This window comes from Coleofasciculus sp. G2-EDA-02 (assembly GCF_040226375.1).
Classification (GTDB): Bacteria; Cyanobacteriota; Cyanobacteriia; order Cyanobacteriales; family Coleofasciculaceae; genus Coleofasciculus.
In genome coordinates this window covers 1-21,877 of sequence record NZ_JAVKEW010000016.1, presented here as the reverse complement: position 1 = coordinate 21,877, position 21,877 = coordinate 1, and the positions used below count along the sequence as shown (strand labels likewise).

At 45.2% G+C, this 21,877-nt stretch carries 20 protein-coding genes and 1 pseudogene; 5 read left to right on the top strand and 16 right to left on the bottom strand.

Annotated features, from left to right (window positions below; translation table 11 throughout):
- Positions 1 to 47: 47 nt before the first annotated feature.
- Positions 48 to 1,595 carry an alpha/beta hydrolase gene (locus RLO19_RS01265; RefSeq protein WP_446353114.1) on the bottom strand — a complete coding sequence of 516 codons (1,548 nt, stop codon included), beginning with the start codon at positions 1,593 to 1,595 and terminating at the stop codon, positions 48 to 50.
- A 327-nt stretch (positions 1,596 to 1,922) separates the two neighbouring features.
- Here RLO19_RS01265 and RLO19_RS01260 point away from each other — a divergent pair, with 327 nt between their 5' ends.
- Positions 1,923 to 2,174, top strand: coding sequence for a hypothetical protein (locus tag RLO19_RS01260; protein WP_446353113.1), 252 nt, complete (start codon positions 1,923 to 1,925; stop codon positions 2,172 to 2,174).
- Between the two features lie 154 nt (positions 2,175 to 2,328).
- On the opposite strand, the gene RLO19_RS01255 is transcribed toward RLO19_RS01260, so the two are convergent.
- The 9 genes and pseudogenes from RLO19_RS01255 to RLO19_RS01215 all read right to left on the bottom strand — a co-directional run bounded on the left by RLO19_RS01255 (position 2,329) and on the right by RLO19_RS01215 (position 9,549).
- Complete coding sequence (locus RLO19_RS01255; protein ID WP_446353111.1) at positions 2,329 to 2,697, bottom strand: DUF5615 family PIN-like protein; 369 nt, start codon at positions 2,695 to 2,697, stop codon at positions 2,329 to 2,331.
- Positions 2,697 to 2,921: a DUF433 domain-containing protein gene (locus RLO19_RS01250; protein WP_446348241.1), complete on the bottom strand. Its 225-nt coding sequence runs from the start codon at positions 2,919 to 2,921 to the stop codon at positions 2,697 to 2,699. The genes RLO19_RS01255 and RLO19_RS01250 overlap by 1 nt, the downstream gene beginning before the upstream one ends.
- A gap of 138 nt (positions 2,922 to 3,059) precedes the next feature.
- Positions 3,060 to 3,425, bottom strand: a pseudogene (locus RLO19_RS01245) (type II toxin-antitoxin system VapC family toxin); the annotation flags it as partial.
- A gap of 8 nt (positions 3,426 to 3,433) precedes the next feature.
- On the bottom strand, positions 3,434 to 3,817 hold the full coding sequence (locus tag RLO19_RS01240) for a hypothetical protein (RefSeq protein ID WP_446353109.1): 384 nt from the start codon (positions 3,815 to 3,817) through the stop codon (positions 3,434 to 3,436).
- A gap of 50 nt (positions 3,818 to 3,867) precedes the next feature.
- Positions 3,868 to 4,515, bottom strand: a complete 648-nt coding sequence (locus RLO19_RS01235; RefSeq protein WP_446353107.1) for a Uma2 family endonuclease — start codon at positions 4,513 to 4,515, stop codon at positions 3,868 to 3,870.
- A gap of 184 nt (positions 4,516 to 4,699) precedes the next feature.
- On the bottom strand, positions 4,700 to 4,840 hold the full coding sequence (locus RLO19_RS01230; RefSeq protein WP_446353105.1) for a hypothetical protein: 141 nt from the start codon (positions 4,838 to 4,840) through the stop codon (positions 4,700 to 4,702).
- A gap of 216 nt (positions 4,841 to 5,056) precedes the next feature.
- Positions 5,057 to 7,663, bottom strand: coding sequence for a bifunctional aconitate hydratase 2/2-methylisocitrate dehydratase (gene acnB / locus RLO19_RS01225; protein WP_446353103.1), 2,607 nt, complete (start codon positions 7,661 to 7,663; stop codon positions 5,057 to 5,059).
- Between the two features lie 793 nt (positions 7,664 to 8,456).
- A complete protein-coding gene (locus RLO19_RS01220; protein ID WP_446353102.1) occupies positions 8,457 to 8,663 on the bottom strand; it encodes an NACHT C-terminal helical domain 2-containing protein in 207 nt (68 codons plus the stop codon).
- On the bottom strand, positions 8,635 to 9,549 hold the full coding sequence (locus tag RLO19_RS01215) for an NACHT domain-containing protein (protein WP_446353101.1): 915 nt from the start codon (positions 9,547 to 9,549) through the stop codon (positions 8,635 to 8,637). The genes RLO19_RS01220 and RLO19_RS01215 overlap by 29 nt, the downstream gene beginning before the upstream one ends.
- A gap of 105 nt (positions 9,550 to 9,654) precedes the next feature.
- Between RLO19_RS01215 and RLO19_RS01210 the strand changes: the two genes are divergently transcribed.
- Complete coding sequence (locus tag RLO19_RS01210) at positions 9,655 to 9,834, top strand: hypothetical protein (protein WP_446353100.1); 180 nt, start codon at positions 9,655 to 9,657, stop codon at positions 9,832 to 9,834.
- A gap of 443 nt (positions 9,835 to 10,277) precedes the next feature.
- On the opposite strand, the gene RLO19_RS01205 is transcribed toward RLO19_RS01210, so the two are convergent.
- Complete coding sequence (locus RLO19_RS01205) at positions 10,278 to 11,894, bottom strand: helix-turn-helix domain-containing protein (protein WP_446353099.1); 1,617 nt, start codon at positions 11,892 to 11,894, stop codon at positions 10,278 to 10,280.
- Between the two features lie 354 nt (positions 11,895 to 12,248).
- Here RLO19_RS01205 and RLO19_RS01200 point away from each other — a divergent pair, with 354 nt between their 5' ends.
- Together RLO19_RS01200 and RLO19_RS01195 are read left to right on the top strand one after the other, a co-directional pair.
- Entirely contained in the window at positions 12,249 to 12,371 is a 123-nt protein-coding gene (locus RLO19_RS01200) for a hypothetical protein (RefSeq protein ID WP_446334798.1), read from the top strand.
- A 976-nt stretch (positions 12,372 to 13,347) separates the two neighbouring features.
- On the top strand, positions 13,348 to 16,362 hold the full coding sequence (locus RLO19_RS01195; RefSeq protein WP_446353097.1) for a PAS domain S-box protein: 3,015 nt from the start codon (positions 13,348 to 13,350) through the stop codon (positions 16,360 to 16,362).
- A gap of 136 nt (positions 16,363 to 16,498) precedes the next feature.
- On the opposite strand, the gene lpxD is transcribed toward RLO19_RS01195, so the two are convergent.
- The 5 genes from lpxD to RLO19_RS01170 form a co-directional block, all read right to left on the bottom strand.
- Positions 16,499 to 17,542, bottom strand: a complete 1,044-nt coding sequence (gene lpxD, locus RLO19_RS01190) for a UDP-3-O-(3-hydroxymyristoyl)glucosamine N-acyltransferase (protein ID WP_446353095.1) — start codon at positions 17,540 to 17,542, stop codon at positions 16,499 to 16,501.
- 6 nt (positions 17,543 to 17,548) lie between these two features.
- Positions 17,549 to 17,935, bottom strand: coding sequence for a hypothetical protein (locus RLO19_RS01185; protein WP_446353093.1), 387 nt, complete (start codon positions 17,933 to 17,935; stop codon positions 17,549 to 17,551).
- 296 nt (positions 17,936 to 18,231) lie between these two features.
- The gene (locus RLO19_RS01180; protein ID WP_446353091.1) at positions 18,232 to 19,455 is read right to left on the bottom strand and encodes an NAD(P)/FAD-dependent oxidoreductase; all 1,224 of its coding nucleotides are present in this window, start codon (positions 19,453 to 19,455) and stop codon (positions 18,232 to 18,234) included.
- A 26-nt stretch (positions 19,456 to 19,481) separates the two neighbouring features.
- Complete coding sequence (gene rd, locus RLO19_RS01175) at positions 19,482 to 19,643, bottom strand: rubredoxin (RefSeq protein ID WP_446353089.1); 162 nt, start codon at positions 19,641 to 19,643, stop codon at positions 19,482 to 19,484.
- Positions 19,644 to 19,775: 132 nt separating this feature from the next.
- Positions 19,776 to 21,617, bottom strand: a complete 1,842-nt coding sequence (locus RLO19_RS01170) for an ABC transporter ATP-binding protein (RefSeq protein WP_446353087.1) — start codon at positions 21,615 to 21,617, stop codon at positions 19,776 to 19,778.
- Between RLO19_RS01170 and RLO19_RS01165 the strand changes: the two genes are divergently transcribed.
- Positions 21,561 to 21,877: hypothetical protein (locus tag RLO19_RS01165; protein ID WP_446353085.1), on the top strand; the 317-nt coding region annotated here is incomplete at its 3' end. The two genes, RLO19_RS01170 and RLO19_RS01165, sit on opposite strands and share 57 nt — an antisense overlap.

Here is a 21,877-nt window from a genome sequence, read left to right as displayed (position 1 = left end):
CTATTTTTTTGACAATTGCCGTGCCTCTATTTTTTTGACACTACCCATTATTGCTCTGAATTGCCGACAAATCTCTGAATGGCATGAAAAAACTGGTTGTGTTCCAGAGAGATTCTGATATTGTGACCCGCATTTTCAATCAGCACCAGCTTTTTGTCTTGTGCCGCACAGTAGTAGTAGAGTTCTTGCCCTTCAGCAACGGGAATTACTGTATCTTTTCTGCCATGAATAATTAGAGTTGGGATAGTGATTTCTCCCATCTTCCGCAGATTGCCAAAAACATCGCCATTCACCTCTGCTTCTCCCGCCGAGGTATTCAGATAAGACAATTGAGGAAACTGCTGGGCAAAACCACTTTCAATAATTAACCCCGCCAGTTGAGTGTTGGCTTGCCTTGCCACTTCGATCGCGGCGGCACTTCCCAAACTTCGCCCTAGAACATAGAGTCGCTCTTTGCAAAGCCCTTTTGAGTGCAAAATATCACCAACCTGATTAAAGATAGTTACCGCATCAGTTAACACATTATTCGCTGTTGCTTGACCCTCGCTGGCACCATTACCCCGGTAATCAAAAACCAGCAGTGTGACTCCAATCCGCCGATATAACTTGGCAATAGAATTACAATCTGCGGCTAACTCATTAATATTAGGGAAATAGAGAATAACAGGTGCATCAGTTGCTGCTGGGTAGAGGATTCCTCGAACTTTGACCTGAGACTCAACAGCGACAGCTACTGGGTAGAGTTCGAGGGGCGTAATCTGATTATTCAGGCGGGGACGTAATAGTAACTGCAATAGTGAGGCTTCGTCTAAAACTAATTTACCGAGGACAAATTTCTGGATTGCTTCAAAGTATTGCCACATCCCCATGCGGATCAAGGTGTTATGACCCGCATTTTTAATCCGGATAAACTGCTTATTTTGGGCGGCACAAGAGTTGTAGAGTTTTTCTCCTTGTTGGGGAGGAATTAATGAATCTTTCTCACCATGAATAATCAAGGTTGGTATAGAAATGCGGCTGATTTTTTCGGTATTACCAAATCCCAAACGCTCATCTTCATTACCTTTACCCCGCCAGCTAAGACGTTTGAGCAGGGCGAAGGTATCGGCAAAGCCACTATCAATAATCACTCCGGCTAATTTATCTTGAGCGCGATCGGCAACAGCAATGGCGGGGACAGTACCCAGGCTGCGCCCCATCACGTAAAGTCGTTGGGGAAACAGTTGATGCGCCGTTAAGATTTTACCAAAAGCAGCGAATACTTTCAGGGCATCAGCCAGGAGATTAGAGGCGGTGGATGTCCCATCACTTTTACCATAGCCCCGATAGTCAATCACCATCATGGTAATGCCCAAGACAGTGAAAATTTTGGCAATGCTATCGTATTCAGCTGCAATCTCACCGTTGCCATGGAAAAATAGAATAGCCGGCGAATTGCTGGCGGCTGGGTACAATCTTCCTCTGAGAAAGAGTCTCGGTTCGACTTCAACGTCAATGAGATGGATATTTGGCGATCGCGGCTTACCCGTTGTATCCGGTTTGGGATGGAACAGGACTTGCAAAATATCGCGTTGGTCGAGAAGGGGATGCACCATATAGTAGCGGGTTGCGGCTTTGTAGATATTTTATCTTGCTTCTACCACTAGGGTAGGGAACACTCCATCCTACGCGCCCTGTCTCAATCCTAGAGTTTGGGAGGGTAAGGTGCGATCGCACTTCCTAAACATCAAGGCTGTGTTTCTTCTAGCATCGACTCTTTGACTAAATGTTCCCACTAAAGTAGCGTTAAAACTTAGCGTCAAGTATTGACAATTGACAAATGTTGTGTATTGCTCTTTAATCAGAAAAGAAAAAGCGTTAGTATATCCCCGCCAAGAGACTGACTAACGCCCTTTCCTTTGTTCCTTACGGATAATCTAATCATGCCATACAATTTCAATCAAATCACTTACCGAGAGCGACTAACTCCCTGGGCGATCGCTCAACTCCTACCCAATATGCAACGAACGATCGTGGGTCGGTTTCGCAGTCGGTCTGATGCTGACGGTCACTTGGGGTGTCTGCGTCAGCTTATACCCCATGGGTCGTTTGTCGTGGTATTTGACCCGCAACCGGATGAGGAAACGGTATCTGTGTCTATAGCAACGGCGCAAAAAGCGGTTATTGGAGGATGAGGGGAGGCGATCGCGCTTGCTGATGGGAGAGTGCGATCGCTAGTTAATTTTCTTGCACAGACACCATCGTAGGGGCGCATAGCGATGCGCCCTTAAAAATGGGGGGTGAAAGGCACAGATAATGTAAGTTTTAATCAGCGATCGCGTTAAGCTTTTACTCTCGAATCCGAATTCGATAAACTTCTACGACCAGTAGCTTACCCTGATAATGCTCCATGCTGTTATGAGTTGATAAATAGTCTATCAGCCTTTGCATTAACTGGGGAATAATCTCTGGGTGATTTCTGAGCTGAAGCGAAATTATTCCCCGATAGTTGCCAGGTGGATAGGAAACAATATCAGCAAAATCTCCATTAAGAGAGACAAGGATTGCATCAAGTTGCTGGGCTTTAGCAATAACGACATTATCAGGGGAATCAATAGCGATGTAATCCCTTAATAGTAAAACTTCATGGTCAGCATCATGCAGAATTTGGCTGATGGAGGAGGGAACACATTGATCGACGAAAAACTTTAAACCCATTAAGCAACTATCTCAAATTCTGACAAATCGCGGGCATAATCGAGACAAGCCATTATTTGCTCTTTTGATAAGTCAGGAAACTCTTGAATTATCTGAGCATAAGTATTACCTGTTGCCAAGTAGCCTAAGATAAGGCTGACTGGAATCCGAGTACCTTTAATTCTGGGTTTACCTCGTAGCACTTCTGGAGTGCTGATGATATATTCTTTCCAATTTACAGGCATTAGTTTTTATCCTTGAAATCACTGTGCGATCGCGCTTTTGGAGGTGAAGGTGCGGTTTAGGTTTGATTCAGATATTTCTCAAACGGCTGAGAGCGAACACAATACAGTTGTAGCCATTATAACTTCATTTCCCTCCTATTCCACCAATATAGCCTGAGCCGCCAAAATCACATCCCCATCGAGTGCTTTGGAATCTGCCGTTGGTTTTCCTCTCCTTCGTGCTTCTGCCCAAAGTTCAGCCGCTTTGAGCATTACTGCTTTAGTAATGGGATGGTAGGTAAGTACAGCTTTTAGTTCATCTAGTCGCCTGATACCTGCCACCTTACCTGCGCGAAGCAATTCACGCCGAACTTCGTAGTCTGCAATTTCTGGCAATATTACTGTGTAACCCTTTGGTTCCAAAGAATCAAACCAACGTTTACATTCTTGATATATAGGAGATTTAGCTTTAGGAGTTGTCACCATTCCTAAAGGACCAGACTCTAGCAATACTATTCTGCTCATAGAATGGTTTAGATAGATACCGGATCTTCTCCTAATGCCTTACGGAGAATTTCAGCCGTTTCTGTTTGCTCCTGCTCATCTCCCTCTTCTCGCCATTGCCTAAGCAGTTCACTCAGCGCAATCTGTCGCACGGATTTCTTTACAGGATCAGGATTTTTTATTTCGTCCATTGCCTGTTCCGAAACCTGCGATCGCACTGGCTTCATGGTGACGCTTTCACGGAATAAGCGCACGATTTGCAGTAAATTCGATAAATAGTCTTCTGGCGTTTGCTGAATTTCTAGAATTAACTTGGCTAAAACGTGATTGTCGCTTACAGCAGAGTTGTCTTCTTGGGAACTGCCTTCGGTACTTGGTGTGTTGGCTACATTACTTAAGTCTTGCTCAGACATACTTTCCTCCTTGACTTCATCTTTCCCTACCTTAACAACCAACTGAAATGTTATGCTCCTGTAATTTGTTCCCGTACCCAAGCTCGAAAAGCTCTCATCGTCTTATTCCTACCCTCAGTCTTTACCTGGCTCAAATATTGAGGAATTACCTCAACAAGTGGTAGGTTAGGAAAAATCGGACTAAACCCTGACTCGATATACTGCCCATCCTGTAATACATTAATCTGTAACTTTCCCTTCTCAAATCGCCAAAGCTCAGGCACTCCTAATGCTTCATAAATACTCGGATGAGTGCGAGACGTTACATCTATCTCTAAGGCTAAGTCTGGAGGGGGATCAACGGATAAGTCTAATCGTTCTTTTCCTCTTACTGCGGCTTCATTTTGAATATAAAAGCAGTTATCGGGTTCTATGCCTTTCAGCATATCCTCATTTTTAAAGGTAGTAGAACCAAGGGGATAAAAATCAATATCTAGTTCTTCCAGGAGAATTTCAATAAAGTTAGTGATAAAGAGCTTCCTGGTTTCATGCTCTGGTAAGGGCGTCATAATTTCTAATAGTCCGTTCTCATAGGCGACTCTTGACGCCCGATGTTCTCCTAACTCTTCTAAAATAGTTTCAAATTCTTGCCAGCTTACATCCTCTAGAAAGACTTTATGACCGGGTGGTATATTAAATCGCTTTAATTCCAATAGCATTGCATTAGCTCCATCTTCAATACTGGAACAGTAAGGTGGGCATTTGCCCACTCTACTTTAATTGCTGTAAGACATCTGCTTTCATCTAGGTTAAGGGTTTTTGAGTCATATTAGTAATGTAATGCGATCATGATCAAAACACCCGATCCCTTTCGCATAATAATGATGTCTGGCTGATCTCCATTTAAAAAAGCTTGATAGTATATTTCAAATCATCATCTTTATCTAACGTTTCCTTCAAACAATCTAGTAAACATCGTTCACCTTTAGTTGGTTTTACTTTTAATTTTGAGATATTTGCTTCAGATGGAAAGAGTTGAGCCATTTTATCAATGGATAATTAATAATTGATAATTGACAATTGATTAATTGGGTCTAAGACCTCTTCGTTTACGAAGAAGTTAAAAAAGATTTTCCTTAATTTCAATCCTCTTCTTTTAAGGAGAGGTCATTATCCATTGTTCATTATCCATTGTCAATTTGTGAACGCTTGTTCCCCCTTCCCTTCAAGGGAAGGGGGTTAGGGGGTTAGGTTTTTTACCTATCGCGCCGCTGTCGGCATCCCCAAAATATCCTCAATCTTGGGCATTTCTGACAACGGAATCACCCGTCCTTCATCCTCAAACCCAGCAATTTGATCGAAATTCAAATACCGATACAAATCACCAGCAAAAGGATTCAATTTCTCCGTCACAATAGCCGTATATTCCTCAACCGTGGGAATCCGTCCCAACAGCGCACAAACGGCGGCTAATTCCGCAGAACCTAAATACACTCGCGCACCTTTGCCCATGCGATTGTTGAAATTTCGAGTCGAGGTTGAAAATACCGTCGCCTCATCTTCAACTCGCGCCTGATTTCCCATACATAGAGAACATCCCGGCATTTCTGTCCGTGCATCCGCCGCCGCAAAGGTATCATAAATCCCTTCTTCCCGCAGTTGCTTTTCATCCATCCGGGTAGGCGGACAAATCCATAGGCGCACTTTTACCTTTCCTGCACCTTCTAAGACTTTGGCAGCCGCGCGATAATGTCCGATATTGGTCATGCAAGAGCCAATAAACACCTCATCAATTTTGTCTCCGGCACATTCGGACATTAATTTGACATTATCGGGGTCATTGGGTGCGGCGACAATGGGTTCTGTGATTTCGTTCAAATTGACTTCGATAATATCGGCATACTCAGCATCGGCATCCGCTGACATTAACTCCGGATTTGCCAACCATTGCTCCATTTTAGCCACACGGCGCATAATGGTACGAGCATCTTGATAGCCTCGCGCTGCCATATTTTTCAATAGAGCAATATTGGAACGCAGATACTCAGAAATCGTTTCTTTACCCAGTTTAATGGTTGAGCCAGCACAAGACCGTTCTGCCGTGGCATCAGTGAGTTCAAAGGCTTGTTCAACTTTTAAATCGGGTAAGCCTTCCATCTCCATAATCCGTCCAGAGAAGACGTTTTTCTTATTCTCTTTAGCAACGGTTAATTTGCCTTGTTGAATCGCTACATAAGGAATCGCATTGACAATATCCCGCAGGGTGACTCCCGGTTGCAATTCACCCGTAAACCGGACTAAAACAGATTCGGGCATATCTAATGGCATAGCCCCCAAAGCCGCCGCAAATGCGACTAACCCAGAACCGGCGGGGAAGGATATGCCTAAGGGAAAGCGGGTGTGGGAGTCGCCACCGGTGCCTACGGTATCGGGTAATAACATCCGGTTTAACCAGGAGTGAATAATCCCATCCCCTGGGCGCAAGGCGACACCACCGCGAGTGGAGAAGAAGTTGGGGAGTTCTTTGTGGGTGGTGATATCTACGGGTTTGGGATAGGCGGCGGTATGGCAGAAACTCTGCATGACTAAATCGGCGCTGAATCCCAGACAGGCGAGTTCTTTGAGTTCGTCCCTTGTCATTGGACCGGTGGTATCTTGGGAACCAACGGTGGTCATTAAGGGTTCACAGGAGGTTCCAGGGCGCACTCCGGGTAATCCGCAGGCTTTGCCCACCATTTTCTGTGCCAAGGTAAAGCCTTTATCGCTATCCTCTGGCATTGTGGGACGAGTGAAGAGGGTGCTGGGGGCTAATCCGAGGGCTTCACGGGTTTTATCGGTGAGACTCCGCCCGATTAACAAGGGAATACGCCCACCGGCGCGGACTTCATCGAGGATGGTTTCGGGTTTGAGTTTAAAGGTGGAAATGACCTCTCCGGCTTCGTTGGTGATTTCGCCTTTGTAGGGGTGGATGGTAATTACCATTCCGGTTTCCATCTGGGTGACATCGCACTCGATGGGTAATGCACCGGAGTCTTCGGCAGTGTTGAAGAAGATGGGCGCGATCGCACTTCCTAAAATATACCCGCCTGCGCGTTTATTGGGAACGTAGGGAATATCTTCCCCAATATGCCAAAGTACGGAGTTAATCGCTGATTTACGGGAGGAACCTGTACCGACAACATCCCCAACATAAGCCACAGGATAGCCTTTTTCTTTCAGCTTGGCAATGGTTTCTAACCCATCCGGCATCCGGGATTCTAGCATCGCTAAGGCGTGTAGGGGGATATCCGGGCGGGTGGTGGCGTGGGTGGCGGGGGAGAGGTCATCGGTGTTGGTTTCTCCCGGTACTTTGAATACGGTGACGGTGATGGCTTTGGGGAGTTTGGCACGGCGGATAAACCAATCGGCTTCTGCCCAAGCATCAATGACCTGTTTGGCGTAGGGATTGACATCTGAGAGGGCGAGGACATCGTTGAAGGTATCATACACCAAGGTGATTTTACTCAGTTCGACGGCGGCTTCTGATGCTAAGGGGTTGTCAGGGGATTTGAGTAAATCGACTAGGGATTGGACGTTGTAACCGCCTACCATTGTCCCCAAAAGGTCTACGGCGCCTTGGTGACTGATTAGGGGGCTGGTGATTTCGCCTTTAGCAATGGCGGTGAGGAAGCCTGCTTTGATATAGGCGGCTTCGTCAACACCCGGAGGAACGCGATCGCGAATTAGGTGCATCAGGGTTTCTTTTTCCCCCGGTGGCGGGTTTTTCAGCAGTTCGCACAGTTCAGTGGTTTGCTTGGCGTCTAGGGGTAGGGGGGGAATGCCGAGTTCGGCGCGTTCAGCAGCGTGTTGGTGATAGGCTTCTAGCATTCTAGTTGTCTCCTCTCTAAGCGTTTGCTGGCATTTTGGCAGTTCAGGTTAGAATTTTTCAAGTGGGGTTGTTCTGTACTGCCTGTTGTATAGGTAAAGGGTACTGTCTTCTCTTCCTCTTTATTGTTGGCAGTGAACCCTTACCATAGAATTTCTCTCGGTGCTGTATCTGATTTAACGTATCGTTGGCGTTTTCGCTCACGGCTAAATCATAGTCGTTATGAGTACGGATTGACAACTGGGAAGCAGGTGGATGTGCGATTGGTTGATTGATTGGGGTTACTTGCGGGTATTTGGGAGGGAAACGCAGAGGGGCGCAGAGGGAAAGCGCAGAGGTTCGCAGAGGGGTTTGGGGGTAAGTCTCATCAACCGCCTTGGGTTTAAACCCAAGGAACCCAAGCGAAAGTCAGCTAAAGCTGACTGGACTAAGAATAATGGCACTAACTTAAGCCTTTTAGAATCGCCGGAACTCTTGCTATACAATAGGCTAAACACCGTCTATCATCTTTAAGTTAGTATAGCAATCGCCATAACGGTTAGAACGCATCATTTGGTAGAGACGTTGCATGCAACGTCTCTACAACAGGAAAGGAAAGTCCTAATCGATGTGTCTACTGCTATACCATTCGGATTAAAAGTTTTAGTCCACTTTAGTGGACTTGAGCTTTTAGCCCGGAGTTTGAACTCCGGGCGGGTGTCGGGGCGTACTTTCAATCAGTGCTATTCAAATGAAATTAGAGAGTTCTGCGAATAGGATTGAGTTTTGATTAGGGAATGGGTGATGAGGTTGAGTTCAGTTAGCGTGGGATTTTCGTTTTTCAATTTCAGCGATGGGTAATAGTAAGGTGTCTTCTATTTCCTGTCGGACTTCCTGGCTGACATAACAGTCGCTGTTGAGGCAATCGACTAGCAGTTTATTGGCGTCGTAATACTGCTTTAATAGTTGCTTTTGTGAATCGCTGAATTGCCAGTTATGACCAATATTGCGATACTGAATCATCGGTAAAGGCTTGAATCTGAGTTAAGACGCGATCAGCATCTTCTTCCTTAACCTCATCTAAGCCATCTAGCAGAATTAACCCTCTTCCGTGTTGAAGAATTGCAGAGACTTGGGTTTCTGTAATATTGCAGTTATCGAATATTTGATTAATATAGGTTGTCAGATTTGGCTGATTTTGCGTTTCGGCAAATTGCTTGAGCGTAATAAAAATAGGAATTTTATCCGTCAAAAGCTTAGATTTAGCACATTGAATCGCTAAATATTTGAGGAACGTCGTTTTACCCGCACCCGGTTTACCTAACACCATCAATTTGTCATATTTTTGGACGGCTTCTAATCCCGGTATTCGTTCCTCTTTTACTTTTCCAAATCCTAGGCGGTCAAAGCTTTCGGCATCTAGATTGCAACCTTGTATCAATTCATTAATTGCTAACCGCCTACGCCCAATGACTTTTTCTAGAATATTGACCTTGGTATAAATATCCTTCAAATCGATAGGTTGAGTCATGTCCAGCACTTTCATTGTGCCGCAATCCTTTTGGATGCTGGGTTGTATTTTCTGGCGTATTTCTTGCACCAGGGTATCAATCTCTACCTCATGAGTAGGAGTCTGAGGAGTTGAATTTGGATGAGAGGCTTGATACTTCTGGATGAGCAAATGATTCAGTTTCGGAACCTTATTTGGACCCTTACCGCCAATGCTGAACCTTTTATAGACACCACTCATGCGAGTGCGAAAGGTACCGGGAGAGATATGAAGAGATTCCGCGATCGCGTCTACATCCCCCTGACGACTGAAACGTGCCACAAACGCCTCTTCCTGTTCCGGGGAAAGCTCATGGAGGCGAGCAATTTTGGTCAAAAAGTCCTGGGGTAGCGGTTGCATGAGACGAATGTTAGGCTATGTTAGCCATGTTAGCCTAAGTTTCAGCGTAATCTCTTAACTGCAACGGCGATAGTAAGAAGCAGTTGAGTTCAAAGGTTAATCGAAATGACCAAACAACGGAACTTGAGTGCTGCTAAAATCATTTTTGCCTTGCATATTCTGCTGACGCCTGTGGTTCTGGGAACGGTTAGTTACTGGGTGATTAATTCTGAGTTTCAGGGGGTAATTCAATTGAAGTTAAACCGCGATGGGGGTGAAGTTCTGATTGATCGGCGTTCTGAGTAAAAGAACCTGGCGCGTATGTAGGGGCGGGTTTCACTATTATCTTTTTAGTTGCACCCAGATGTGACTAAACCCGCCCTGACTTGACCTTTGATTTCGCTATCTGGTCAGTCATAGCAATGGTGCGTTACGCTCCGCTAACGCACGATGGCGGCGTGACTCAACTAAAATAGGGCTTTGTTTGTAGTAAGCACAAAGCGTGCTTTAACGCATAGCTGGAGAGGGCTAAAGCCCTGACTACGAACCTAATTAAATACAATGAAAGGGATAGGATAATGATACTAGAAATCGGGAAACAACCGGATGCGATCGCGTGGATTCAATTCCTACTTAATAATTAAGCTTATATGTAGGGTGGGCAATGCCCACCTACCACTATAAATAAGAACCCATCATTATAGAGACGTTGCATGCAACGTCTCTACAACTGTGCTATCCCTGAACTATTATCCAGAATTCAACTCCGCCAAACCCAGCACTTTCTGCAATAGCCGTTGGTCTTCTAATTTAATCTGAAAACGTCCCTTTTCAATATCCCGAATCCAGCTTTGGCTTTTACCCGTCAATTGCGCCAAGTCTCGTTGACTGAGTTGGTTGTGTTTTCTGGCCGCGATAATATCTGCGCCCGAAAGTACAGGCGATGAATGGGATTTAGTTTTGCGTTTTGTCAATCGTACCTTGTTCGGCTCAACGGTAGTCAGCGCATGTTCCCATTCTGCCTTCAGTTCAAACCATAAAATCCGGGCTTTCATTAACAGATTCCACTTGCCACGGGGCGCTGCATCGGTTAACCGCCTCTTACTATTTCCGTCTTGAATCCAAAACTCTAGCGCTGCATCAGCATCGTCGGGGAGATCTCCTAATTTCGCCCACATGGGTTGAATCTCTGGTAAATACGTCACCGGATCAAACACAGGTTTAAGTCCATAATGACTGAGAACCTCTAAATCAGTTTCAAATGTCCGCACTAGACGTTTCCGTTCATCTCGTTGGGAAGACGCCCGCAGGAGTTTGTCCTCACCATAAGCTACTCGCATTAATGTGGGTACGGTAATCCGCTGTCGCTTGCCGATTCTGGTTTTAAACAGCAGCCACAACATCATCCGCGTCGCCCCTTCATGATGTTGCCAATTACTCATCACGGCGCTGAGTAAACTTTGAGGCAGATTGCCATATTGATAGAAAGCGGTTCGGTTTTGACAGCCTTGCCGATTTAAGAAATACTTTGCCCAAATCCCAGCCCTAACCCGAAAGGTTAAGCCAACTAAATGTTTATATCCTTGTTCGTCTTCCTGAAAATGATGTTCAATTGGCTGTAGATGCCACAAACGGCTTTGGGGAATGCTAAATTCTGGAACTTTGCCTTGCTTTGACCAATGAGCACCGATGGTAATTTTGCAGGGCTGCTGGGCAAGCTGTTTAATCAGGCTTAATTTAGCCGCTTTACTCAAATCTGTGCGTTTCTGGAGTCCCAAATAGTTCTCAATTTGCACATCGTTGAGGGTAAACTCTTCTTGCCAAGGTTTTTCTAATGCTGTCGCGTATGCAGCATAAATAAGATGGAGACAGGTGGCTTTGATATCCATCGCCTCAAGAGTCGCCTGTGCTTCGTCAGCGGATAAAGCCTCAGTCGAGTCTGTATCGAATGTACCGGTTAGGCAGAAGTCTACTTTACATTTACCTTGACTAACCTGTCGCTGATAACAGAGTTTTCCGGAAGCATCAGTGTGCCAAGGAAGGGAGAGTCCCTGTGCTAATAGGTTGCACGCTTCCCAGATGACGATGGAAGAGGCAAATGGATTGGTTTTGTCATTGGCAAATAAGTCGGGACTGGTGGGAGTCCTTTCATTGAGCTTGTATCGTCCCTTTTTTCCTTGACAGGGAACTGGAGAACTAATCGGACAGTGAATCACACATTGAGGTTCGGGATAATACCCTTCACAGTTGTTGCACAAATTTGGATCAATCCACGTCTGGTTATCCTTGATTTTGATTGCACCCGTTGGACATTGGGAGCGACAGGTATCACACCCAGTACAACTTTGTGAAAGTTTATAAGCCATAACATTATCAGACTACTGCAAAATTTAATCTTTAATAGGTAAAATGCTGGGTTCTAGGGGAACATTTAGATGGCTTATTAATTTGATAGGGATTGAGTGACGGCAAGTTCTAAAATAGACGACTGCCACCGATGACTAGCTATAGACTGTTACCTCAAATCACTGTTCGATTCATGGCATTTTGTTTATGCTTATCAACAATCTTTATGATCAAATCGTTACATGTTACCTTCAGGATATTTGTTCAACCTGAGCAATTATTATTTTCTTAATATTTGTTTTATTAGGTAACACTTTTTACTACTTTTTTATACTAAAGTATTACTGTAGAGAAGGTGAGATGGCTAGACGTAAATGAAACGAACTACGATTACGATCAAAGTGACTATCGAGCAAAAGCAGCAGCTTAAACAGGAAGCAGACAAAGATAAGCGAACGCTGTCTAACTACATCAAGGTCAAACTTGGCTTGCTGTAATTGATCCAGATTTATGTCAATCCTGGGTCAAAATGGTTGTTTTTGCTAAAAAATGCCCAATTTTGATGTCTAAGAGGAGGATTTAACCCTTTCTATCTCGACTGATTGGTTTTGGCGACGGAACACCAACTGAAGCTATTTGCGATTTGCATCAGTGTTATGCAAAGCTTACTCAGACGTTACTAAACAGTGACAAAATAGCGATCCCATTACCAGGGCAGCTTGCCACTCCTTAACTATCTAAGCACAGAGGATTTCGGAGTTTGTAGAGCGCTATTGGTTTCGTTAAATATTTGGCTTATCCATCAATCAAACAGTCCGAGTGTGGCAAGTTGTCTTTCTCTATATAAAGGAGTATTATTTTGCAAAAATTGTTATTTTGTAGCGTAATTAACTGAAAATTATAACTTGATACTATATTTTATTCAATCTAATTTACACTAAATCCTTTTTGGTATCAATTTTAACAAAATTCTAGCATAATTTAGGCTATTTCTTGGGGTAGGTTTAGTAATATCAGGGCGAGAAAAATAAGGATAATAGTAAAACCTGCCCCTAGGGAAAAACTCAAAACTGTAATCCAAGCTACCAATGCTCCCAGAGGTGCCATTTAAGTCTCTACCTTCCACGGAATAGTTTTATTGAGAGAAAAATCAGCACATCTGTTTCGAGCCCATCACTTGCCTTATCATAGAGAGCTAGTTCGTTGCCAACGGTCAACTGCTCCTCGGATCAGCCTCTCAGAATTGACCGCTCCTACTACTGACAGGCTTGGGTGCGCTGGGTTACAGGCAAGTAATTTGAGCCAAGGGCTTTACAATTAGTTACATGACCAGGGATAATCTCATACTGGGAAATTTATTAGTCTTATTTATGGTCAAGACGATAAAATTTAATAAAATTTTAAGCATTCAACCGTCCACTCCCTCAAAACCCTCGCAATAGTTGAGCCACGCATCTGAGTGTGGAGAAAATCATGGCTATTCTACCCAATTCCCTTGAATCTACCCCAAACTCCACCAAAGACCAACAGACACCCGAATCGCTGCAACAGAGCGAAGCCCGATTTCAGACGTTAGTTGCCAATATTCCGGGCGCTGTTTACCGTTGTACCTGGGACTCGGTTGGGACGATGACGTTTCTAAGTTCAGCGATTCAGCCTATTTCTGGCTATGAAGCGTCTGAGTTTATTCACAATCGAGTACGCTCTTATCACAGTATTATCCATCCTCAAGATCGCCGCCGAGTTGAGGAGAGCGTGTGGCAAAGTATTGACAGCCAACACCCCTATACGATTGAGTACCGGATCGTCCGTGCTGATGGCAAAATCACTTGGGTGTATGATCAGGGTCAAGGGATTCTGGATGAGAACGGTGTTGTCCAATGGCTCGATGGTGTGATCCTCGATATTACTGAGCGCAAACAAACTGAAATCCAATTGCGGGAGACACAAGCCTTCCTCAACTCCGTGGTGGAGAATCTCCCTGTCGGTGTCTTTATCAAAGATGCCAAAGATTTGCAGGTGATGTACTGGAACAAAACCAGCGAAGAACTGTTGGGTTACTCGAAAGCACAAGTCTTGGGTAAGAATGACTATGATTTTTTACCTTACGAACAAGCCCGACTCTTACGGGCGAAAGACCGACAAATTCTCACCGATGGTAAATTAGTTGATATTCCCGAAGCTCCCCTAAACACGCCCCATCGGGGAGAACGCATCGTCAATACCAAAAAAGTCCCGTTGCTGGACGAAAAAGGTACGCCACAGTATCTATTGGGGATTGTTGAAGATATCACTGAACGCAAGCAAGCCGAAGCCGCACTGCGAGAATCGGAACGTCATTATCGCTGTATCGTGGAAACCGCATCTGAGGGGGTTTGGGTGTTTGATGCGAATAACCAAATTACCTTTGCTAATAGTCGCATGGGGCAAATGCTGGGTTATCCCATTGAACAAATGCTGGGGCGATCGCTGTTTGATTTTATTGACACCGAATCCCAGGCGCTGATCCAAACTTACTTAGAACGTCGCCGTCAAGGAATACAGGAACGCTACGATTTCAAGTTTCGCCGCCAAGATGGATCAGATCTGTGGGCGATTATTTCCGCGACGCCACTATTTAATGATCAGGGTAGCTTTGTCGGGGTGCTGAGAATGATTACCGACATTAGCGATCGCAAACAAGCCGAGGAAGCCTTACAAGAAAGAGAACAATTTTTACGCAGTATCCTCAATGGTGTAGAAAACTCAATCAGTGTCGTCGATGTTCATCAACGCCAGAGTCAACCCAATCCCTCTTGGGAATTCCGTTATGTGGATGTGAATCCGGCTTACGAACACTTAATCGGTATCCCTGCCGAACAATTACGCGATCAACCCCTGGATGCCATCTTACCACCGGAGCTGGCAGTAACGATAAGCGAACGCTACAACACCTGTGTTCAGACGGGAACATCAATCTCTTATGAAGAATGTTTTGGCGTACAGGGACAAGACAGTTGGTGGATTACCACACTAACCCCCCTGCGCGATCGACTTGGACAGATTTATCGGGTGGTGAGTACCAGTACCAACATCACCCAGCGCAAGCAAGCAGAACAAAAAACGGCGCGATTAACCGCGATCCTGGAAAGTACCACCGATTTTGTCAGTATGTGTGAACCGGATGGGACGCTCCTCTATATTAATAAGGCAGGGCGGCAATTGGTGGGACTTGATCCAGAACAGGAGATCAGCCATTTGCGGATGTGGGATTTCCATCCCCAGTCGGTGAACCAACGGTTGTTCGCCGAAGCCTTACCCACCGTGATTCAAGACAAAGTATGGCAGGGTGAAACCTCACTCCTGCATCAACAGGGTTGGGAAATTCCCGTGTCTCAGGTGGTGATGGCGCACCAAGGCGCAACCGGAGAGGTGGAGGTGTTTTCCACGATTATCCGAGATATTAGCGATCGCAAACAAGCTGAGGAAGCCTTGCGGAAATCTGAACATCAGTTACGAGTCAAAAACCACGATCTCCAGCAAACCTTACATCAACTCAAGCAGACTCAAACCCAACTCATTCAACAGGAAAAAATGGTCAGTTTGGGTCAAATGGTTGCGGGAATTTCCCATGAAATCAATAACCCGATTAGTTTTATTGCTGGGAATATTACCTATACTCGTCAATATGGGACTGAGTTGTTGCATTTATTACAACTCTATGCTAAGAATTATCCCGAACCGGTTGCCGAGATTCAAGCAGAGATTGAGGCGATTGATTTAGACTTTGTTAGGGCAGATTTTCCCAAACTCTTGAACTCCATGCAAGAGGGTGCCAATCGCATCCGCCAAATTGTGCTATCCCTGCGGAATTTCTCCCGTTTGGATGAGGCGGAGATTAAGTCTGTGGATATCCATGACGGCATTGAAAGCACGTTACTCATTTTACAGCATCGACTCAAATCAACACTTAATCGTCCAGAAATTCAAGTTCATAAACACTATAGTAACTTACCATCAGTGGAATGTTACGCCAGTCAGCTTAATCAGGTGTTTTTGAATATTCTGGGAAATGCTATTGATGCGTTAAACTCCCAAACTGAACCCGGAAGAATTACGATTTGGACCCAAATGAGTTCTCAGTTTCCTGTTTTACCATTAGAGGAGTCACCAGAAAACAAATCCCAGCAACCTCAATCAATTGAACGGGTGATTATCCGGATTCAGGATAATGGTCCGGGTATCCCCGAAGCGATTCAAAATCAAATATTTAATCCCTTCTTTACCACCAAACCCATTGGCACAGGGACGGGTTTAGGGTTATCGATTTCCCATTCAATTGTAGTGGATAAACATGGGGGTAAATTAACCTGTATATCCCAACCGGGTCAAGGGACAGAGTTTATAATTGAGTTACCCGTGAAGCAAAAATCGCTCTCGTCTGGGCTTAAGTTTTCCTTTGGGGAATCTTTAGCCTTATCACCCAAGGTTGTGCAGTCGTCAGCATAAAATCAGGTATTCTTAGGGTGGGTGTGGGTTTAGACAGTCTGTGTGTTGGTAATGGATAACGGCTCAACCCAACCCACCCCAGCGTTAAATTACCTATAATTCAGTCAGGACAGTGAAACTAGGTCTTCATACCTTCCTACTTTTCCTTATGTTTCTGTAATTGTTTAAACGTATGATACATTTCTGGTAACCGATGATAAATCGCGGATACTTTCAAATATAATTTATGGGGAACGGCGGGAGTACCAGAGACAATCGCCCCGGCTTCTACATTATTATGAACGCCCGTTTTCGCGGTTACGATCGCGCCGTCACCAATTTTGGCTTGATTAGCAATCCCAACTTGACCGGCGAGGATCACCCGATTCCCCACATTCACACCCCCAGCCAAGCCAGCTTGCGCCGCGATCGCACAAGCACCCCCGACTTGACACCCATGACCAATTTGGACTAAGTTATCAATTTTAGTATGATGACCAATCCGAGTTTCTCCTACTGCCGGACGGTCAATCGCCGTATTACATCCCACTTCCACCCCATCTTCTAAAACGGTATATCCTGATTGTTCCATTTTGAACCACCCGTCTTTCGTGGGGACAAAACCAAACCCTTCCGCACCAATTACCGCACCGCTATGTATTACACAATCCGCCCCAATTTGGCTGCGTTCATGAATAGTACAGTTAGCATGTAAGATAGTGCGATCGCCGATTTGCACATTGGGATAAATCACCACATTCGGATGAATACAAACCCGATCACCAATCTTCACCCCCGCCTGAATCACCACATGCGCCCCAATATAAACCCCATCCCCTACCTGCGCCTCTGGGTGAATCACAGCGCTAGGGTTAATTTCCGGTGTAGGTTTCCAGGGTTGATAGAAAAGCGCGATCGCACGGGCAAAGAATAGTCTAGGTTCAGATACCCCCATCCAAGCGATACCGCGTTCTGTGGCTTGTCGTTGTAACTCTTCATCTGGGGGTAAAATTAAAGCACTCGCCTCGATGGTTTTCACCCTTGCGGCAAACTTCGCTCCCTCAATATAGCTGATCGCACCCTTAGTAACTTGATCAATAGGGGCAATCCCCTGAATCTCTGGATTACAATTAGGATTAACCGATAGACTCGTGCGATCGGTGGCTAGATTAAGTTTTTGTACCAGTTCACTAAATTTCATTCTTAATTAATTTCCAATCGGTCTATTATAGTTAACGGTTACCGTTCCATTGTTTTGATTAACAGTTACGCTAGTTTCTACAGTGTACCTTGTCGCACCGGGAGGGCGTCCTTTAAAGGTAAACGTTACTGTACCATTGTTATTTTCTATATAAGGTGCATCTTGTACCGGACCATGCATCGCCGCTTCAGCCCGATATCGCCCCAATCCACCATTAATACGTTCAGCCGCTTGTCGGGCTAGATTTTTCGCCCGATTCAGGTCAATATAATATCCGGGATCTACGTCTGGAGAAGATGCAGGCGATCGCGGCGATGTCTGGGCTATGGCATTGACGGCATTTCCGGCAAATGTCACCAAAGTTAGGGCAGAAACTATTAGGATTTTATACATACTTCTATCCTCACAAGTTTGAAGACATAGATTATATATTATAGCATTTTTCTACAAAAAAATCGGAAATTACTATTATTTTATTTTCTTATAAACCCGATAAAATTGTCCCTCAAATCATTTACCCCCTCTGCGTCCCTCTGCGTAACCCTCTGCGCTCCTCTGCGTTAAAAAAATACAATTCCGATGCTGATGGGTTAGATTACATAATGAATCATTTTACCCCTAGATAGAACCGGGCGGGTTTCGTTGTTCAGTTATCAATAACCAACGAACTTTAGTCCCTAAACCCGCCCCTACATTTTCCCCATTGCTTGACCCGCCAACCAAGCCGTTGTCCAAGCATTCTGAAAGTTAAATCCGCCCGTAATCCCATCAATATCAAGAATTTCGCCAGCCAAGTAAAGCCCTGGACAGCAGCGACTTTCCATAGTTTTAAAATTCACCTCTTTTAAAACTATTCCCCCGCAGGTAACAAATTCCTCCTTAAAAACACCCTTTCCTTGAATCACGTAACGTCCTTGATTTACTTCTTGTATCAGTTGATTCAGTGATTTTTTAGAGACTTCTGCCCAGGGTTTGTTTTGGTCAATACCAACGTAACCAATTAAACTCTGCCATAGCCGTTTCGGAATCGGAATCGGACAACTCGTCCCGATATAACGTTGAGGAAGTTGAGATTTAACGGCTAGTAAAACCTGGCGGAGATAGTCTTGGTTGTATTGAGGAAGCCAATTAATGATTAAGGGAGTTTTGTCGTGACAATCATGGATAAATCTAGCCGCCCAAGCCGACAGTTTCAGGACGGATGGACCACTTAATCCCCAATGGGTAATCAGTAATGCTCCCGTTTGTTCCTTGACAGTTTTCCCTGCTTCTGGTAATTTTAAACGAACATCATTGACACTAATTCCAGCTAAATCCTGTAAGCGTGGGTCTGATATTGTAAACGTAAATAAAGAAGGGACAGGGGGTTGAATAGTATGACCCAAATCCTGAGCAACGCGATAACCAAGGGGGTTACTCCCGGTTGCTAAAAGCACGCGATCGCACTCGATTATTTCCCCTGTCTTTAACTGGATTTGAAACCCAGAGGTAAAGCGAATGGATTTAACTGGAGTGGCGGTGCGAATTTGAACGCCTGCGCTTGTAGCAGCATGGAATAGACAATCAACAATGGTTTGGGATGTATCCGTAACCGGGAACATCCGCCCATCCGCTTCTGTTTTCAGGTGTACCCCCTGGGCTTCAAACCAGGCGATCGTATCTTTGGGTTGAAACCGAGTAAACGCTCCACGCAAGGCTTTCCCCCCTCTGGGATAGGCTTGTACCAAAAGGGCGGGGTCAAAACAAGCATGAGTGACATTACAGCGCCCCCCACCAGAAATCCGCACCTTAGTTAAAGGCGTTTTCGAGGCTTCCAGCAGGATGACTTGGGTGTGAGGATGGGTGGATGCAGATGCGATCGCGCCGAAAAAACCAGCCGCACCACCACCGATAACAACAATTTTAAGAGACAAAGTGCTTGCATTACTCAGGGTTATGATTATTCTAAGGGTTCAAAATCTGATTTAGCCGCCCCACAGAGGGGACATACCCAGTCATCAGGGATATCCTCAAAAGCGGTTCCCGGTTTGATACCGCCATCGGGATCACCTTTTTCGGGATCATATTCGTAGTTGCAAAGGGTGCAAACATATTTTTTCATATTGTCTTCTCTTATTGTCTTGTCTACCCATACTATAAGCCTTTTGAGGAGGCGATTAAAATCGCTGCTACACAAACAAAGTCCGCCTGCGCGGACTAGGTTATAACGGGGTTAGATTTTCTAATGACAAACTTATTGATATCCCGCCGCCTGTAGCGCAAATAACCGCGCATAACTTCCGCCAAGTTCCACTAATTCCTCATGGGTTCCCTGTTCAATTATTTTTCCCTCCGCCATCACCACAATCTTATCCGCCATCCGTACTGTGGAGAAGCGATGGGAAATTAATACTACCATTTGATTCTGGGTAATCGTGCGGAAATGGTTAAAGACTCGCACCTCCGCTTCTGCATCCATGGCGGCTGTGGGTTCATCTAAGACTAAAATATCTGCACCGGTTCGCATAAAAGCACGAGACAGGGCTATTTTCTGCCACTGACCCCCAGACAGTTCCTGTCCCCCTTTAAACCATCGCCCCAACTGGGTGCTAAATCCTTCTGGCATTAATTCAATAAACGGTTTTGCCATGCCTTTCTCCGCCGCATTTTCCCAGCGGGTTTCGTCTTGCAAATAGTCTACATCCCCGACGCCAACATTCTCCCCGACGCTAAATTGATAGCGGACAAAGTTCTGGAAAATCACCCCAATCCGACGACGCAGGGTATCAATATTCCATTCCTTTAAATCTAACCCATCTAAGAGAATGCGCCCCGAATCTGGCGTATACAGACGAGTTAATAATTTAATTAACGTTGTCTTTCCTGACCCATTTTCGCCGACAAGGGCTAACTTATCTCCCGGTTTCAGGTGCAAGTCAATCCCTTTAAGTGCAGGATTTTGACTTCCAGGATAGGTAAAAAACACCTTCTCAAACCGAATCCCATCCCCTGGTTTTATCCCCTGAGTGGCTGTCCCCTGGTATTGGGGAACCTCTTGTTCTAGAAATTCGTAGAGGTTGGAAATATAGAGATTATCTTCATACATACCGCCAATCGAGGTGAGTATGGCGGAAAATGTCGATTGTCCTTGGCGAAATACGGTTAAATACATGGTCATGTCGCCCAAGGAAATCCGACCAAAGATGGTTTCTATGACAATCCAAGCATAGGCTCCATAAAATGTCATCGTACTCAGTAATCCTAACAAATAACCCCAAAATCCCCGTCGAATGGTCAAATCTCTATCTTCTCGGTAAAGGCGCCCGAATGTATCGTTGTAGCGCTGTAGCATAGTCGCGCCAAGCTGGTATAGCTGAATTTCCTTGGCGTAATCTTCTCTAGCAATTAATGTTTCCAAATAATGCTGCTGTCGGGTTTCTGGGGAACGCCAACGGAACAAGCGAAAGGCTACCCCAGCAAAGCGAGTTTCGGCGATAAAGGGAGGAATGGCGGCTATGACTAATATTGCCACCGCCCAGGTTGAGAATTGCAGCAGTAGTCCGCCAAAGGTGATTAGCGACAGACTATCCCGAACCAGTCCAAAGGTCCGCGTCACTAGCGCCAGAGGGCGACTGGAGGCTTCCCGCCGCGCCTGGGTCATTTTGTCGTAAAATTCGGAGTCCTCGAAGTGGGGTAAGTCTAGGGTTAAGGCTTTTTCTAGAATTAACACATTCACCCGTTGTCCTAGCAATACCCGCAATAGCGACTGGCAAACTGTTTGACCTCGCTGACTTCCTGCTAGTATCATAACTGCGATCGCTTCTAATCCGACATAGCCTAACGCTAGCCAACGATGGGCGGCTAACCCCGACTCAGACGCCAATACCACGGTATCCACAATCAACTTACCCAAGTATGCGATCGCGGCGGGTAATAATCCAGCTATGATGGTTAAAATAGCTAGCACCAAGGTTAATCTGTGATTGGTTGTCCAAACTAACTTTAAGGCGCGTCCACTATAGCGGAATACTGAAAGCGATTGACGAAGATTGCGAACAACAAATCTCAGCGAGTAGCGTTTTTTACGTCGGTTCATGGCTTGCAGGTAGACATTTTGCCAGCACTACTACGCAGTGTAGATCGTATATCCTTATTCATTCTAGGGACGGGTTTAGCCACAATCGTAGGGGCGGGTTTAACCACAATCGTAGGGGCGGGTTTAGGGACAATTGTAGGGGCGGGTTTAGGGACAATTGTAGGGGCGGGTTTAGGGACAATTGTAGGGGCGGGTTTAGGGACTAAATTCAGATATTCACCGATAACGGAACAACAAAACCCGCCCTCCTCACCGATAAC

Coding starts and splice junctions, on each gene's coding strand:
- RLO19_RS01250 (WP_446348241.1), bottom strand. CDS start 2,921: ATGCCTGTAAATTGGAAAGAATATATCATCAGCACTCCAGAAGTGCTA.
- RLO19_RS01220 (WP_446353102.1), bottom strand. CDS start 8,663: ATGATTCAGTATCGCAATATTGGTCATAACTGGCAATTCAGCGATTCA.
- RLO19_RS01235 (WP_446353107.1), bottom strand. CDS start 4,515: ATGCTATTGGAATTAAAGCGATTTAATATACCACCCGGTCATAAAGTC.
- RLO19_RS01215 (WP_446353101.1), bottom strand. CDS start 9,549: ATGCAACCGCTACCCCAGGACTTTTTGACCAAAATTGCTCGCCTCCAT.
- RLO19_RS01230 (WP_446353105.1), bottom strand. CDS start 4,840: ATGGCTCAACTCTTTCCATCTGAAGCAAATATCTCAAAATTAAAAGTA.
- RLO19_RS01265 (WP_446353114.1), bottom strand. CDS start 1,595: ATGGTGCATCCCCTTCTCGACCAACGCGATATTTTGCAAGTCCTGTTC.
- rd (WP_446353089.1), bottom strand. CDS start 19,643: ATGAAAAAATATGTTTGCACCCTTTGCAACTACGAATATGATCCCGAA.
- RLO19_RS01205 (WP_446353099.1), bottom strand. CDS start 11,894: ATGGCTTATAAACTTTCACAAAGTTGTACTGGGTGTGATACCTGTCGC.
- lpxD (WP_446353095.1), bottom strand. CDS start 17,542: ATGAAATTTAGTGAACTGGTACAAAAACTTAATCTAGCCACCGATCGC.
- RLO19_RS01170 (WP_446353087.1), bottom strand. CDS start 21,617: ATGAACCGACGTAAAAAACGCTACTCGCTGAGATTTGTTGTTCGCAAT.
- acnB (WP_446353103.1), bottom strand. CDS start 7,663: ATGCTAGAAGCCTATCACCAACACGCTGCTGAACGCGCCGAACTCGGC.
- RLO19_RS01255 (WP_446353111.1), bottom strand. CDS start 2,697: ATGGGTTTAAAGTTTTTCGTCGATCAATGTGTTCCCTCCTCCATCAGC.
- RLO19_RS01200 (WP_446334798.1), top strand. CDS start 12,249: ATGAAACGAACTACGATTACGATCAAAGTGACTATCGAGCAAAAGCAG.
- RLO19_RS01195 (WP_446353097.1), top strand. CDS start 13,348: ATGGCTATTCTACCCAATTCCCTTGAATCTACCCCAAACTCCACCAAA.
- RLO19_RS01185 (WP_446353093.1), bottom strand. CDS start 17,935: ATGTATAAAATCCTAATAGTTTCTGCCCTAACTTTGGTGACATTTGCC.
- RLO19_RS01240 (WP_446353109.1), bottom strand. CDS start 3,817: ATGTCTGAGCAAGACTTAAGTAATGTAGCCAACACACCAAGTACCGAA.
- RLO19_RS01210 (WP_446353100.1), top strand. CDS start 9,655: ATGACCAAACAACGGAACTTGAGTGCTGCTAAAATCATTTTTGCCTTG.
- RLO19_RS01260 (WP_446353113.1), top strand. CDS start 1,923: ATGCCATACAATTTCAATCAAATCACTTACCGAGAGCGACTAACTCCC.